This window comes from Neptuniibacter marinus (genome assembly GCF_965223595.1).
In the GTDB taxonomy this organism is placed as follows: Bacteria; Pseudomonadota; Gammaproteobacteria; order Pseudomonadales; family Balneatricaceae; genus Neptuniibacter; species Neptuniibacter marinus.
Genome location: NZ_OZ245004.1, coordinates 1,010,500 through 1,026,514, shown reverse-complemented (window position 1 = coordinate 1,026,514; position 16,015 = coordinate 1,010,500). Strand labels below are relative to the sequence as shown.

Below are 16,015 nucleotides of genomic sequence, written 5' to 3'. Positions count from 1 at the left end.
ATGTCCTTAAAGATCAAAGCCGTCAAAATCATCATCGCCCATTTCGTTGTCAATTTGACCAACTAAGTATGAGCTTATTTCTGCTTCCTGCGGTGCAACCTGAACATTGTCACTCACTAACCAAGCATTCATCCAAGGGAGTGGGTTCTGACAAGCAGGGAAGATCTCTTCTAAATTCAGCGCTTTCATACGAACATTTGTAATGTACTCTACATAGTCCGATAAGATTTTAGCGTTTAGACCAATCATTGAACCTTCACGGAATAAGTATGTTGCCCAATCTTTCTCTTGTTGGGCAGCTTCCTTAAAAATCCCATAAACTTCAGGCTCGCATTCCTTCGCAATCTCTTTAAACACAGGATCATCTGCACCAGATGCCATAATATTCAACATATGCTGAGTCCCCGTTAGATGAAGTGCTTCATCACGAGCAATCAGTTTAATAATTTTAGCGTTACCTTCCATAATAGCTCGCTCTGCAAAAGCAAAAGAGCAGGCAAAACTGACATAGAAACGGATCGCTTCAAGTACATTGATAGAGACCAACGTGAGGTAAAGCTTTTTCTTCAAATTGCGTAATGAGGTGTCAAACACTTTACCATTAATGGTGTGCAAACCTTCTCCATGAATGCTGTAGGCACTGGAAAGGTTAATAAACTCATCATATAAACGTGTAACGGAATCAGCGCGGCGAATAATTTCGGGATTCGTTACGATCTCATCAAACACCTCTGATGGCTCAGTGATTATATTACGGATTATGTGAGTATAAGAGCGACTGTGGATCGTTTCACTAAATGCCCATGTTTCAAACCATGTCTCTAGCTCGGGCAAAGATACAACAGGCAAAAATGCAATATTAGGTGAGCGCCCTTGTACAGAATCTAGCAAGGTTTGATATTTTAAGTTACTCAAAAAGATATGCTTTTCATGTTCCGGCATATTTATAAAGTCTTTACGGTCAGTAGATAGATCTACCTCCTCAGGACGCCAGAAAAATGAAAGCTGCTTTTCGATTAACTTTTCAAAAATTGGATATTTCTGCTTGTCATATCGAGCAACGTTGACGCTTCGGCCAAAAAACATCGGTTCTTTAGTTGCATCATGAGTACTGTGACTGAACGTGGTGTACGCCATCGATATATTCGTTCCTGAAATTTTATAATTATGACGCCTGTAATATAAGGATTACAGGCAAGCTCTACCTATCTAATCGGGAAATGCATGCAGATTAAAGCTTGCATGCTCCACCTTCGCACCCAGCATCATCCGCTTGATCTGAAGCACCGTCGCGCGTGTTGTGATAATACAAAGTCTTAACCCCGTATTTATAAGCCGTCAATAAATCCTGCAATAACTGCTTCATCGGCACTTTATCATTTGGGAAACGGGCAGGATCATAGTTGGTATTAGCAGAGATCGATTGATCGACAAACTTCTGCATAATCCCCACCAACTGTAGATAGCCTGTATTATTAGGAAGATCCCAAAGTAGTTCATACTGTTCACGTAACTCAGTATATCCAGGAACAACCTGTTTCATGATCCCATCTTTACTTGCCTTCACAGAAACGTAACCACGCGGTGGTTCGATACCATTTGTCGAATTAGTAATCTGGGAGGAAGTTTCACATGGCATTAACGCCGTTAGAGTACTGTTACGCAGGCCAAACTCACGTATATCTTCGCGTAAAGTTTCCCAGAAGTAATGTAACGGCTCTTCACAGAACTCATCCACTTCACGCTTATAGGTATCAATAGGAAGAATACCCTTAGAGTAAACGGTCTCATTAAATTTTGAACATGGGCCACGTTCTTTAGCTAATGCATTTGAAGCCTTAAGTAGGAAGTACTGCACTGCTTCAAATGTTTTGTGCACTAAACCATTAGCTGAACCATCTGAATACTTAACACCGTTCTTCGCTAAATAATAAGCAAAGTTAGTCACACCTACACCTAGAGGGCGGCGATTCATTGTCGATGTATGAGCCGCAGGAATCGGGTAATCTTGATAATCCAATAAGTTATCTAAGGCACGTACCACTAGATCAGCAAGGTTCTCTAGTTCACTAAGGTCATTAAGAGCACCTAAGTTAAAAGCAGACAAAGTACAAAGCGCAATCTCACCTTCTGGATCGTTTACATGCTGCAAAGGCTTAGTTGGCAATGCGATCTCAAGACACAGGTTAGATTGTTTAACCGGCGCGACAGCAGGATCAAACGGACTATGTGTATTACAGTGGTCCACGTTCTGAATGTAGATACGGCCCGTTTGTGCACGTTCCGCCGCTAAAATACCAAACAGTTCAACCGCTTTAATGGTTTCTTTGCGGATCGATGGGTCGTTCTCATACTTAACATACAAACGTTCAAACTCATCTTGATCAGCAAAAAATGCTTCATACAAACCTGGCACTTCATGGGGACTAAACAGTGTAATATCACCGCCTTTGATCAAGCGGGTGTACATCAATTTATTAATCTGCACACCGTAATCTAAATGGCGAACACGGTTTTCTTCAACGCCTCTGTTATTTTTCAATACCAGAAGTGATTCCACTTCTAAGTGCCAAATGGGGTAAAACAGCGTCGCAGCCCCACCACGAACACCACCCTGTGAACAGGATTTAACCGCTGTCTGGAAATGCTTGTAAAAAGGAATACAACCCGTGTGATAGGCCTCACCGTTGCGAATCGGGCTACCTAGAGCTCGAATACGACCGGCATTAATACCAATACCTGCACGCTGAGAAACATATTTAACAATAGATGCAGACGTAGCATTAATTGAGTCTAAGCTGTCACCACATTCAATCAGAACACAAGAACTAAACTGACGTGTTGGCGTACGCACACCAGCCATAATAGGAGTAGGCAGTGAGATTTTAAATAAGGACGTCGCATCATAGAAACGTTTGACATAATCCAAACGTGTCTCCGCCGGATAATCGGCAAAAAGACAAGCCGCCACCAGCATATAAAGAATCTGTGGGCTTTCGTAAACTTCACCGGTAACTCGGTTTTGTACAAGATATTTCCCTTCTAGCTGCTTAACAGCTGAATAGGAAAAGTTCATATCACGCTTATGTTTTAAGTAGCCATTAAGAACATCCCAATCTGCTTCTGAATAATCTTCTAACAGATGCTTATCATAACGCCCGTCTTCAACCTGCTTTTTAACATGGGCATAAAGATGAGGAGGCTCATACTGACCAAAGGCACGTTTACGCAGATGAAAAATAGCTAAACGTGCGGCTAAATACTGATAATCGGGAGAGTCTTCTGATATTAAATCCGCAGCGGACTTAATAAGTGTCTCGTGAATATCAAAAGTACGCATACCTTCAAAAAACTGCAAATGTGCTTTTAATTCTACTTCAGAAGGTGATACGGCATTTAATCCTTCCGCAGCCCAGATAACAACCTTATGAATCTTTTCCAGATCAACCAGTTCTTGGCGTCCATCCCTTTTCGTTACCATCAGATCTTGCTGCATGCGACCTTCCAATTTGAAGACTTTATAATTGTTAGTTAGTACGCTGTATTACGCTTCATAATAGGGCAAAAGAACACCCCTTTAAAAAGCGGAACCTATAATAGTGCGGCTCTCAGCTTTATCTACTCTACTTATTCAGCCAGACACAACATGTAGTAGCATCAATGACTCAAGGCACTAAATATAGTGATCCCAGTGTTTATTGCAACACTTGATTTTGGACTTTGGAGGGTGTAGGAACCATTAAATAAATGCTAAAACATCCATATAGCGGGGCTTACAGCGAATCCATTACATAACCACCTAGATGACATTTTTTTAAAAAAAATTAATCAAAAAAGAAGCATCAAAATACGTGCCAAAAGCAAGCAAAAAAATAATGTAATTCCCCCATCATTTCGCAGGATCCTTATGCACTATTTTTAGTGTAATTTATCAGAGCAACCACCATATTTAAACCTTGATAACACAACTTATTCAGGTTTATAGCACTGATCCTATTTAGATACTGAAGTCAACCCAAGTACCCTTCATACTATCTTTACTGTATAATTTGGGCCCACGTTTTAGCTTAAGCAATGAGGTGGCTATATGCGCTTGGCAGAAATTGAAAATATTGCACTCAACATAGGTCTAGTTGTCTTTGCAGGCTTTATCTTTTTTATTATCTACGACTTAGCAAAAAAATCGAAAGCTGGTAAGTTTGGCACCATCATCTTATTTTTTGCGCTGGGTTTAGGCTTAGCAGCCTTCCTAGTTAAAACAATTATTGTAGAATTGATGGAGGGCGGCTCCTTCTAAAACATCGCTATCAATAGAGCGATAGAACCAAGAATCCTTGTAACACTGGCAGCTAAGACTTTTTCAATACAGCTTCTGATATATGTTCCAGCTCACCTGTCTTCGGCTTAACCACATAAGCACTACCAAAGCCAACCACATACCGCCCCTCAATAGGCCGGAGACAAAAAAGGTAAAAATCAGGCAAACTTCTTAACATACCAACGACATTACCAAACTTTTTTTCTAACTTATCGAGCAGCAATGGATAATGACTCTCACTCGAGAGCACTTCATGGGCTTCACATTTAAACGTCAGACGTTCGCGAGCAAATAAGTTCCGGCTTCCTTCTTCATCCGCTATAAACATTACGGAAGCTAAAGGGTTACGTAATAAATTTTGTGTATGGGCCGCTAGCTCGCTAATGAAAATATAAAAATCACCCTCCTCATCACGCACAAAAGGCGCATAGCTAATTTCTGGAAAATCCTCCCCCAAAGTTGAGAGTAATAAGGTACTACTTGCTTGCTGTAAATTTCTACAATTAGTCTCCAGCAACATTAATTTGTCAGACTCAACATCGCTCATTACCCGTTCTCCAATTCAGCTTAAAACCATAAATCTCTTATAAAAAAAGAATATACTATTAAAACTCCTCCATTATGGTCGATACTATAAGTGGAACACATGAAGAAGTCCTGCTAGGTTTGTGAACGATTACATTGCTTTCGGTCTAAACCTTTAGAAGTCGCAGGTTCATTAATCGCGTAGGGTTGATATCAACAACTACGCAGACAGTGTCGATCAAGGTGTTTGTCATGGGCGAGCAAAAAATATTTATCCGCCATCCAGATGAGTTTCCTATAGAACTTGATTTACAAGAGTCACATCAAACTATATCTGGCACATCTCAGCTCCAATTAGTCTGCCACTCAGAAAAACCTTTCCACTCAGGTGAAGCTATCGCCATAAAAATACCCAGCATTGCATCACAACTGGAAGTAAGTGGAACAATTGATAGCTGTGAAAACACACCTAATGGCTACGAACTAGGCATCACATTTAATGGTTCTGATGCTCTAAATAGAATTCGCATGCTTGAACAACTATGCTACATACAACGCTATCGCAACCATGTACTCAAGGTTGAGGGGCGCACAATCTCCAATCAAGATGCAGCTTTGGAGTGGATAGGAAAATATGCACATCTTTTCCCCTGCGTAGAAGATCCAGTCGACTCATAACAACTAGATCAGTTGTTGTCATTATAGATAGGGTTATAATGCTTCTTTTCCAGTGATGATGGACGATTGATAGCTATGCAGCAAAAAACCATAACGGTCACAAACATTGAAATAGCCAATGACAAACCTATGGTGCTATTTGGTGGTATGAATGTTTTAGAATCCCGTGATTTAGCAATGAAAATTGCCGAGCACTACGTTGAAGTTACGACAAAACTCAACATACCTTACGTTTTTAAGGCCTCTTTCGACAAAGCCAACCGCTCCTCTCTCACATCATTTCGTGGCCCTGGCCTTGATGAAGGCCTAAAAATATTACAAGAGATTAAGGAAACCTTTAACGTTCCCTTAATTACCGATCTGCATGAGCCCTATCAAGCCGCTCCTGTTGCAGAAGTGTGCGATATTATCCAGCTACCAGCCTTCCTCTCTCGTCAGACTGACCTTGTTGAAGCAATGGCTAAAACCAATGCAGTAATCAACATAAAAAAAGCACAATTCCTCGCACCTCAAGAGATGAAACACATTTTGCATAAATGCGAAGAAGCCGGTAATGATCAACTAATTCTCTGCGAGCGCGGTTCAAGCTTTGGCTATAACAACTTAGTAGTGGATATGCTCGGTTTTTCCATAATGAAAGAGTTTGGCTATCCAGTCATGTTTGATGCTACCCATGCACTGCAAATGCCTGGTGGGCGCGCCGATTCCGCCGGTGGCCGCCGAGCACTGGTTGCGCAACTTTCTCGTGCAGGTTTATCGCAAGGTATTGCAGGGCTCTTTTTAGAAGCTCACCCAGATCCAAATCAAGCTAAATGCGACGGCCCTTGCGCTCTTCCTCTCAGCACACTTGAACCTTATTTAGCGCAAATGAAAGCAGTGGATGAACTAGTAAAAAGCTTCCCCCACTTAGATACCTCTATATAAAAGCGCCTGACCTTGCTATAAGTCCTATATATGACAAAGAAATAAGCCCATTATTGAACTATGGGCTTACTCTTTTATAATTCATTGGTTAGCTAATAAACCTCTTATCCAACTCAGTACCAGACTATTAGCTACTGACTTATTGCTACACTCTTATCGATGATAAGCGTATACAAACTAAGGATAGGTTTTAATGTTCCATGAGTGATACTGCAGATTCAATTTATCAGTCGTTACAAGAAGGCGCTATACTGGGGCCTGAGCATCACCGTTTTCAACTGATAGGTAATAGCTCAACACACCTTGTTGGTCAATTATGGCAGGCCAAGGATATTGATGTTGCCGGTAATCCGCTTGTTACCCTCTTGATTATCAACCCCACCCTCCTAAAACAAACCAGTTTTGCAGAAGGGATTAAAAAACATGCAGCCCTAAGTAAACAACTGCAAAATAAACATATTGCAGAATGTTATGGTTTTTTCCCCCACAAAGGCGGACTACTACTCCTATCTTATGAAAAACTGGATGGCCTAACACTTAGCGGGTTCATTAAAGCGGGGCAGCAACTTCAAATAGCTCAACGGCTAGGTCTACTCCGACAGGTCGCTTATGCTGTTGACATGAACTTCCAAAAACTACGCAGTCCACACGCTTGTTTATCACCTGATGCTATTTATATAAACCGAAAAGGCGGGGTTAAACTGACCTTATCTGCCTTAAGAGAAACACTAGAATCAATTGCCGATCTACTAACAGCCCCACCCAGCTACAAAGCCTATCAATCTCCCGAAGCCTTCCATCCGGGCAAACTGACTCGTAAAACTGATGTATATTCTTTTGCCGCTATCATTTACGAAGTATTTACCGGCAAGCCACCCTTTGATGTAAATGAGTCGGAAGCAGATCGGGTACGAAAGCAGTTAGAACAACCAACAGATTTAGACGATGAACAATGGGCAGAACTCCAAAAAGCATTTTCCACTGATACAGAGGAACGTTTCGCTAGCTGCACAGAGTTAATGAAAGCTATCTTCCCGCCCAAAACTGAAGAAGATAGTAACGATGAGTCAGAAAAAGAGCAGCCTAACGCAGGAATAGAAAGTGAAACAGACGACGAGAATAGCTCACCCTCATCTATAAAAGACAAGCTAAAAAGCACAGTTAAACGATCAAAAAAGCTACTAACCTCACCTCCCAAGGTTTTAATTTACACACTGATCGGCTGCTGTATTTTTATTGCTGGTTACCTATCGGGCTGGGCCGTTTCAGAGTTAATAAACTTTAAAGAAAAAGACTTCCAAACTTTACAAATTGCCAAACAACAAGAAGCTTTACAGCAAATGTACGATTCTCTACAAGCTCAACAAGAGATACAAAGCCGAGCCGAGCAAGAGTTAAACGACGCATTACAAAACAACTCATTACTTGAACAAGAATTATTATCTGCTCGGAAAATGCTAAAGGCAGCAGAACCTGACACACCGGGTCAACAGATTTTTAAAGATCAGATCGACAACACAACCTACGGCCCTGAGATGGTATTACTACCCTCCGGCGAATTTCGTATGGGTGATCAAGCTGGGATTGGAGACGATAACGAAAAACCTGTGCATCTTGTTAAAATCCGTAAACCTTTTGCTTTATCACGCTTTGAAGTGACTTTTGCTGAATACGACACCTTCGCCAAAGCAACTAAACGCCCTCTACCTGACGATGAAGGCTGGGGCCGAGGCAACCAGCCAGTAATCAATGTAACTTGGCGGGACGCCTCTGCCTATGTCGAATGGCTTAGCCACGAGACAGGTCATCCTTATCGCCTACCAACCGAAGCAGAATGGGAATACGCGGCACGAGCTGGAACCCTAAGCACTTACTGGTGGGGCGATGAACTCAAACCTAACATGGCAGTCTGTTCCGGATGCGGTAGCGAATTTGATGGCGTTAAGCCTATGCCCGTTGGCAGCTTCCCCGCTAACCATTGGGGTCTACATGACATGACAGGAAATGTTGATGAATGGGTGGCCGACTGCTATACCAACAGCTACAAAACAACACCTAGAAATGGCTCAGCTTATACGGAAAAAGTTTGTGAAAGCCGAGTTATGCGAGGGGGTTCTTGGTTTGAGATTGATCGTTTAATTCGACCCGCCAGCCGCTACCGGCATCCAGTAGACTCAAAACGTAACAGCTGGGGCTTCAGAGTCGCACTAGACTTTGAATAAAGAACGGAACGCTTTAGAGCAACAACCAGAAAGCCTAGGTTCATTCTAACATTGATAGATTAGGGACTCGTTCTCAGGGAATATTCCATATGCAAATTAACAAAATCAGTCTTGCTCTTTGCCTCGCGGGATTCACCGTTTTATCCGCGCAAGCCACTACATTACAGATAAGCTCTGAACAGAGAGAATCTATCGACCTAACCTTATACAACCAAAATTTAGGTTTAGTCCGTGAAACTCGCGAATTACCCCCTTTAAAAACCGGACAATCGGTGACCCTTGAAGATGTAAGCAAACAGCTACAAGTCGAAAGCTTACGCATAGACAATGCCGGTAAAATACTTGAGCAAAACCTGAATACCAACCTGCTTAACCAACAGAATTTACTGCAACATTTTGTTGGCAAAGAGCTAAAACTTGCACGCTTAAATCCCGTATCCGGAAAAGAGATTATCAGCTCAGTGAAATTGCTGAGCATCGATGGCAGCCGCGCATTGATTAAACGTAATAACAGTTTTGAAAGCATCCCTCTAAATAACGGCTGGCGTTTTATTTTTCCAAACCTGCCAAGCCAACTGCTCGCTAAACCAAGCGTAAGTTTCCGTTCGTCTGGCACATCTAAAGCCCAACTAACAGGTATAAGCTACCTAACGAGCGGATTAAGTTGGGACATGGATTACGTTATGACGCTTAACGAAGCGGGCACACAAGTCACTCTTGATGGTTTAGCCAGCCTAACAAACAACACTGGTGCTGATTTTAAAGACGCTCAGATCTCTTTAGTGGCAGGAGACTTAAATAATCCAGGCGCACGCCATGCAACCGCACTGCAAGAAGATTTCTCTAATATGGTAATGGCTCGCGGAGCCGCCGCACCTAAATCACTAAGTGGAGAAAGCATTGGCGATTTCCATCTGTTTAGTTTGCCGCGCAAAGTAGATCTATTAAATGGCCAAGTGAAACAGGTATCCTTCCTCACCGCAGAAAAAGTGCCCGTCAGCCGTAGTTATGATTATGAATTTTTGGTTTACCCAACACTGGAACGTAACCAGCATCGCGTTAAACCTAACTTAACCCTCAAATTTTTGAATGATCAAAAGTCTCATTTAGGTATGCCGCTACCGGCAGGAAAAATCAGAACCTTCAGCCCTGATAGCAAAGGCCAACTTCAGTTTATGGGCGGCAGCAGTATCAACCATACCGGGGAAGGGGATGAAGTCGAAGTGACTCAAGGCAAAGCCTTTGACCTATCGATCCACCGTAAACAGATCCACTTCAGCACAGTGTTTAATGGTTTTAAAGTGGGACAAGAACTTCGCATTACTAACAGCCGCTCCACCCCTGCGGATTTAGTTATGACGGCAAACTTCCCTCTCGTTTGGGAGATGGAAAGCAGCAACATCGAGTTCGAAAAAGTACTTGGCGGCAGTGCCCAATGGAAAATAAAAGTCCCTGCAAAAGGAGAAAAGGTTCTTCGCTTCCACGTTAAGATGGAGAAACGGTAAACCTTGCTAACTCATTATTGCTCTGGCTGCGGCCTTATCTCAAACTGGTGCTGTTGCAGCCAGAGCACTCCAACAACAAGTCGCGTAAAGCTTGCACTCCTTCTCCACGAGAACGAACCCTCAAGACCTACGACCACTAGTAAGATCATCTTAAATACCATTCAAAACACCCAAGCTTATCTGTGGAAACGAAATGAACCACCACTCGAGCTAATTCAACAGATCGAAGATAAAAACACTGATGCTTGGCTACTCTTTCCCGCCGATAGGGAAGAACTTAAAGTCCGGCAGCAGGAAATCAAACTGAATACTGGGCATGAAACCCTAATTATTGTGCCCGATGGCACATGGAAGGAGGTTCGAAAAATTGTCCGAAAAAGCCCTTGGTTAGATCAATTACCTCTTCTAGCCTTTGATCCAAAAACGCCCAGCAGATATGACCTAAGACGATATCCCGACCCTGATCATTTATGTACAGCGGAAACGGTCATTGAACTGCTAAAGCTGTGCGATGAACTTAGTCCTGCCACCCAACTGACTCAAGCCTTTGATGCATTTATCACGCACTACAAACAATCAAAGCGCCATTAATGGCAAAGCCGCCTCTTATAACGGCGATTGCTTCGCTCGCCAATAATCAGCTTTAAGAGAATCAGCTACCTGCTCTAGCTCTCCTTGAGCATAAGTATCAACTAAACGTTTAATCGCTAATTGGTGCCCCTGCTCTGCCGCTTTAGTATAGAAACTTAGCGATTTTTCAGCATTCGGCTGAAAATAATGTTCATACCCATTCTCAAAAATACGCCCCATCTGATACTGCGCTTTTTCATCACCCTTTTCCGCAGCTTGTTGCAAATATATGCCACCCTGAATCCGGTTTTGTATACCATCCCCTTTAAAGTGCAAAAGATGGCCATAAACGCTCAATGCTTTCTTATGGCCGTTATCAGCACAGAAACGAAACAGCTTCATAACAAAGTTATGCTTTTTAAGAGACTTTTGCTGCATAGATGAACGAAATAGAGCATAAGCGACCACAAAAACAAGCGGCGTTAACAGCCTCGAAATAAAGCGCATAACCTTCTCCTACTACAACTATCACAGCAATTAAAAAGCCATAATATCAACTACCGGTAATCTTATGGAGAAAAACTTCATCTAAAAACCACTTGATACAATATATGCTTCTACGCTAAAACTTATATTATCAATCAAACATAAAAATCAGCGCTTATATTCATTTTAGATATATAGGCCATCAAAAGGATTCTAGGGTAGCAAAATGAAAATTTACGAAGATAACTCCCTTACCATTGGTAATACGCCGCTAGTACATCTTAAGCGCCTCGCTCCTGGGCTAAATATTTTCGGTAAAATTGAGTCCCGCAACCCAGCAGGTTCTGTAAAATGTCGTATTGGCGCTAATATGATCTGGTCTGCAGAAAAAAGCGGCGTTCTTAAACAAGGGATAACTATGGTTGAACCCACCAGCGGCAATACCGGTATCGCGCTGGCATTCGTAGCAGCCTCCCGTGGTTACGATATTATATTTACGATGCCATCCTCCATGAGCCTTGAACGCCGTAAAATCATGAAGGCACTCGGCGCCAACATTGTCTTAACTGAACCAGCAAAAGGCATGAAAGGTGCTATTGATAAAGCACAAGAGATTGTAGATAAAAACCCTGATACTCATATCATGCTGCAACAATTTGAGAACCCAGCCAATCCAGAGATCCACGAAAAAACAACAGGTCCTGAAATCTGGAACGACACCGATGGTACGGTGGATGTTGTTGTTGCTGGTGTAGGAACCGGCGGAACCATTACCGGTATCTCCCGTTATATGAAAAACCAGCAAGGTAAAGCAATCACCTCTGTTGCGGTAGAGCCGGTTGATTCACCCGTTATTTCGCAGACACTTAATGGCGAAACCGTAAAACCCTCTCCCCACAAAATCCAAGGGATTGGCGCTGGCTTTGTGCCTAAAAATTTAGATTTGGCGTTAATTGATCAGGTCGAACAAGTCAGTAATGAAGATGCAATTGCAACCGCTAAACTGTTAATGGAAAAAGAAGGCATTATGGCAGGCATCTCTTGCGGCGCAGCGGTTTGTGCAGCTATGCGTGTGGCAGAACAACCAGAACACGCCAATAAAAACATAGTCGTTATTCTACCGGACTCTGGCGAACGTTACCTATCTTCTGCTCTATTTGAAGGCATGTTCAGCGATAACGAATCGGTTCAATAAATAAAACGGACGTAGCACACTTACAGACACAAAAAAGCCGGATGAGATAACAGATCCGGCTTTTTACTATCCTTTCAAAGATACCTACGATCGCTTAATTACTAACAACTACCTAATTAAGCAATTTTCTAATATCCGCATGGGAAGGGAACACCTCTAAATGATCCGCATGCACTTCATGGTCACTACTTTTAAATACGTTGTACCACTTCGCTCTACGCTGCTGTCCCTGATAGCACCCATTTACTTCATAATTCTCGCCATCTACCGCTAAAATAGCGATAGTGCGAACATGTATATCCGTCTGCATTTTATTCTCTGACCCGCATTGTAGTTTTTATACTGACACCCTAGTACAAATCCTACAAATTGCAAGAAATAGAACAAAAAACAGACAGATTAATAAATAGAATGTAGTAAAACTACAATCTCCTAAATACTCTATCCGTTGATATTTTCTAAAAACACACGTGAAGGCGCAAAGAATGCCTGCCCAGTTACCGCTCGGGTATATTTTAACAGGTGATCGGTATGACCTTCACCATCCCCTTCCACCATACTTTTTAACATGAGCGTAAAGTTTTTCGGCGTACAGCAGTAACTCGCAAAAAGAAGCCCACACTCCTGTGTATCACCATAGGGCATGCTATGGCGAAGAATCTCAATAGAGTTTCCATCGCTGTCTTTTAAGGACGTCCTTTTAGTGTGAGCCGTAAGTGCCTTATCTGTAGAGGCGAACTCCACATTATCCTCTTTCGTTCTACCGTATGTCTCTTCCTGCTTTTTTACCGGCTGCTTATTCCAATAGGCCATATTGTGAACATAGCGCTGCAGATGAATATAGGAACCACCCGCAAAGTTTTGATCTTCCTCTCCAACAACGGCAACCCCTATTCGATCATCACCTTGTGGGTTTTCAGTTCCATCGACAAAACCTGTGAAGTCGCGCATATCAAAATATCTAAACCCATCGACCTCCTCAACTACCTGAACCGCATTCCCTAACTCAGCACAGAGTTCCCGCGCTAGCTGGAAATTGAGATCTTTCCTTTCTGAGCGTATATGAAAAAGCAGATCCACTGGCGTATTAGGTGCAACATTCTCACCATTTTCAAAACTAGGAAACGCAGCTAACTCCGCCGGCGCCCCAGTATCGATGATTTGTGACCAATAACTACTGCCTATCGCCGCCACTAAACACAACTCAGCCTCAGGTTCTAACTGGTTATACTTTTCCTCAAGCGCTGTAACATCCGCTAAGACCTGCTTAACACGCTGCTTAGCACCTTCGTTGCGCGTTTGATTTAACGTTAAAAAAAGTGCTGAACGGTTCGCCTCAGCCACTATCCCCTTTTGATACAACGCCATTACTCACCTCTTTATCAAAACAACTTCGCTTAAGTATAAAACCAATACCACCAAGTCACATTAAAGATCATGGATTAATTCACTAATAACAGCTACTGCCTCGTGACAGACAATAAAAAAACCATTAAAAATCTTTGAATTTTGTTATCAAACTGGAGTCTTAAGTACAAATGAATAGTTAAATAGAAGAGTTCACCTCATGAGACTCATAAAAACAGCGCTACTATGCCTATTATCCCTAACCTTCACACTTTCCATAAACACTTATGCCGCACCAAAGTCAGAGCTCTGGGAATACTGGTTACAAAATGATCCGAAGAGCAAGATGGTCATTAGTCATAATCCATGGAATCATTTTCTTTCAACCTATATAGAAACAAATAGCAACAGCAATACCGCCGTCAAGGGTATTAATACCCTCAAATATGCGAGCGTAACAGCAGCGGATAAACAGGCCCTAAAAAGCTATATTGCCACACTCACGGCCCTACCCATTAGCCAATATAATCGTAATCAACAGCGGGCTTACTGGATAAACTTATACAATGCACTGACCGTTGATGTGGTACTCGACCACTACCCCGTCAAATCTATTATGAATATCAAACTCTCAGGCTTATTCACCCGAGGGCCATGGAAGAAAGAACTGATTAGTGTTGAGCAGCAATCATTAAGTCTCAACGATATAGAGCATCGAATTCTTCGCCCTATTTGGAAAGATCCTAGAACCCATTATGCCGTTAACTGCGCATCCCTTGGCTGCCCAAATTTAAGCACACAAGCTTATACAGCAGAAAACATGGAACAACAGCTAGAACAAGCAGCAACTGCTTTTATCAACCATCCAAGAGGCGTAGAAATCAAAGACGGTACGTTGATAGTATCAAGTATTTACAACTGGTTTAAAGAGGATTTTGGAGGCGATGACACTCAGGTAATTAAACACCTAGAACAATACGCTAAAGAACCTCTCAAGCATCAACTATCAAAGGTACAAAGCATTTTTGATGATCAATATAATTGGCAATTAAATGAAGCTCGATAACCCTCCAAGCAAAAAACTCCATGAGCGCATTAGTAGAATCTATCAGCGAAACCTCTTATGACAGGCACTTTTCGAAACCTCTTAGGACATAAACCTCTTAGGACAGGCATTCTTAAATTGACAATAAATAATCCGCCTCCTAAGATAGATTCAACAGAAACTATTCAATTTAGCTACCCATCGATAAAAGGATTTACCGATGACTCGCCCACGAAAGGAACTCGTATCTATACAAGATACTCCCTATTACCATGTCGTTTCTCGCTGTGTTCGCCGCTCGTACTTATGTGGCGTTGACTACTCAACCGGTAAAAGCTACGAGCACCGTCGTCAATGGATTGAAGACCGTATACGCATTTTATCCTCCCTCTTCACTATCGATATCTGCGCCTATGCCATTATGTCCAACCATCACCACCTCGTACTAAAACTCAATCCAAGTGTGGCTGATACATGGTCTGATGCCGAGGTAGTTAAACGCTGGCAGTGCCTCTTTAAAGGCCCTTTACTAATCCAGCAATGGGCATCAGGCGAGACTCTGAGCAAGACTCAGTTAAATAGTGTAACCGAGATAATAGCAGTCTACCGAACACGGTTAACCAGCCTTAGTTGGTTTATGAAATGCCTAAACGAGCCGATTGCTCGCCAAGCGAACCTAGAGGATAAATGTACGGGTCACTTTTGGGAGTCTCGCTTTAAATCCCAAGCCCTATTAACAGAAGAAGCACTGCTGTCTTGCATGGCTTACGTTGACCTCAATCCCATACGCTCAGAGATGGCAAACACGCCTGAAGACTCAGAACACACCAGCATCAAAGAACGCATCGCTCCTCAATTCAATTTACATTCAGCAATTATCGACCATAAAGTACAACTCGCCTTACAGGACTTTAAAATTCCACTCAAAGCTCTACTTCAATTTACCAAAACGACTAAACAAAACGAGCAACAAGGTATTTTACTCGACTTTAAAGATTACTTAACTCTAATTGATATAACGGGACGAATGGTTAAAAACGATGGCCGGGGAGCAATCGCGGCATCATTACCCCCCATATTAGAAAGGCTGAAGCTCAATAATGAAAACTGGTTCGATAATATCACTCAGTTTGAAAAAGTTTACGCGAAAAGATTTGCTCGAAAACGACGGTCAAGGCAAGCAGCCTAAACCCTCACCCC

At 42.3% G+C, this 16,015-nt stretch carries 15 protein-coding genes; 9 read left to right on the top strand and 6 right to left on the bottom strand.

What is annotated here, in order from left to right; all coding sequences use genetic code 11:
• Positions 1-6: 6 nt before the first annotated feature.
• Entirely contained in the window at positions 7-1,158 is a 1,152-nt protein-coding gene (gene nrdB / locus ACOQOE_RS04730) for a class Ia ribonucleoside-diphosphate reductase subunit beta (protein WP_231867914.1), read from the bottom strand.
• A gap of 73 nt (positions 1,159-1,231) precedes the next feature.
• Positions 1,232-3,496: a class 1a ribonucleoside-diphosphate reductase subunit alpha gene (gene nrdA, locus ACOQOE_RS04725; protein ID WP_067862300.1), complete on the bottom strand. Its 2,265-nt coding sequence runs from the start codon at positions 3,494-3,496 to the stop codon at positions 1,232-1,234.
• Between the two features lie 591 nt (positions 3,497-4,087).
• Here nrdA and ACOQOE_RS04720 point away from each other — a divergent pair.
• Positions 4,088-4,297 (top strand): DUF2788 domain-containing protein, encoded by a 210-nt coding sequence (locus ACOQOE_RS04720; RefSeq protein WP_067862302.1) that lies wholly within the window; start codon positions 4,088-4,090, stop codon positions 4,295-4,297.
• A 52-nt stretch (positions 4,298-4,349) separates the two neighbouring features.
• Here ACOQOE_RS04720 and ACOQOE_RS04715 read toward each other — a convergent pair whose 3' ends face one another.
• On the bottom strand, positions 4,350-4,865 hold the full coding sequence (locus tag ACOQOE_RS04715; RefSeq protein WP_067862304.1) for a HugZ family protein: 516 nt from the start codon (positions 4,863-4,865) through the stop codon (positions 4,350-4,352).
• 230 nt (positions 4,866-5,095) lie between these two features.
• Here ACOQOE_RS04715 and ACOQOE_RS04710 point away from each other — a divergent pair, with 230 nt between their 5' ends.
• From ACOQOE_RS04710 to ACOQOE_RS04690, 5 genes are all read left to right on the top strand, one after another.
• A complete protein-coding gene (locus tag ACOQOE_RS04710) occupies positions 5,096-5,521 on the top strand; it encodes a hypothetical protein (protein WP_067862306.1) in 426 nt (141 codons plus the stop codon).
• A gap of 75 nt (positions 5,522-5,596) precedes the next feature.
• Positions 5,597-6,445 (top strand): 3-deoxy-8-phosphooctulonate synthase, encoded by an 849-nt coding sequence (gene kdsA / locus ACOQOE_RS04705; protein WP_420555010.1) that lies wholly within the window; start codon positions 5,597-5,599, stop codon positions 6,443-6,445.
• Between the two features lie 200 nt (positions 6,446-6,645).
• On the top strand, positions 6,646-8,667 hold the full coding sequence (locus ACOQOE_RS04700; protein ID WP_420555009.1) for an SUMF1/EgtB/PvdO family nonheme iron enzyme: 2,022 nt from the start codon (positions 6,646-6,648) through the stop codon (positions 8,665-8,667).
• 89 nt (positions 8,668-8,756) lie between these two features.
• Entirely contained in the window at positions 8,757-10,172 is a 1,416-nt protein-coding gene (locus tag ACOQOE_RS04695; protein WP_420555008.1) for a DUF4139 domain-containing protein, read from the top strand.
• Positions 10,173-10,175: 3 nt separating this feature from the next.
• Positions 10,176-10,763, top strand: coding sequence for a tRNA-uridine aminocarboxypropyltransferase (locus ACOQOE_RS04690; protein ID WP_420555007.1), 588 nt, complete (start codon positions 10,176-10,178; stop codon positions 10,761-10,763).
• Between the two features lie 15 nt (positions 10,764-10,778).
• On the opposite strand, the gene ACOQOE_RS04685 is transcribed toward ACOQOE_RS04690, so the two are convergent.
• A complete protein-coding gene (locus ACOQOE_RS04685; protein ID WP_420555006.1) occupies positions 10,779-11,249 on the bottom strand; it encodes a tetratricopeptide repeat protein in 471 nt (156 codons plus the stop codon).
• Positions 11,250-11,454: 205 nt separating this feature from the next.
• Here ACOQOE_RS04685 and cysK point away from each other — a divergent pair, with 205 nt between their 5' ends.
• On the top strand, positions 11,455-12,423 hold the full coding sequence (gene cysK / locus ACOQOE_RS04680; protein WP_420555005.1) for a cysteine synthase A: 969 nt from the start codon (positions 11,455-11,457) through the stop codon (positions 12,421-12,423).
• A gap of 112 nt (positions 12,424-12,535) precedes the next feature.
• Here cysK and ACOQOE_RS04675 read toward each other — a convergent pair whose 3' ends face one another.
• The gene (locus ACOQOE_RS04675) at positions 12,536-12,733 is read right to left on the bottom strand and encodes a hypothetical protein (protein WP_067862320.1); all 198 of its coding nucleotides are present in this window, start codon (positions 12,731-12,733) and stop codon (positions 12,536-12,538) included.
• 131 nt (positions 12,734-12,864) lie between these two features.
• Positions 12,865-13,791 (bottom strand): Dyp-type peroxidase, encoded by a 927-nt coding sequence (locus tag ACOQOE_RS04670; protein WP_067862322.1) that lies wholly within the window; start codon positions 13,789-13,791, stop codon positions 12,865-12,867.
• A 199-nt stretch (positions 13,792-13,990) separates the two neighbouring features.
• Between ACOQOE_RS04670 and ACOQOE_RS04665 the strand changes: the two genes are divergently transcribed.
• Both ACOQOE_RS04665 and ACOQOE_RS04660 read left to right on the top strand, forming a co-directional pair.
• Positions 13,991-14,836, top strand: coding sequence for a DUF547 domain-containing protein (locus ACOQOE_RS04665; protein ID WP_067862324.1), 846 nt, complete (start codon positions 13,991-13,993; stop codon positions 14,834-14,836).
• 199 nt (positions 14,837-15,035) lie between these two features.
• Positions 15,036-16,004, top strand: coding sequence for a transposase (locus tag ACOQOE_RS04660; protein WP_420555004.1), 969 nt, complete (start codon positions 15,036-15,038; stop codon positions 16,002-16,004).
• Positions 16,005-16,015: the final 11 nt, after the last annotated feature.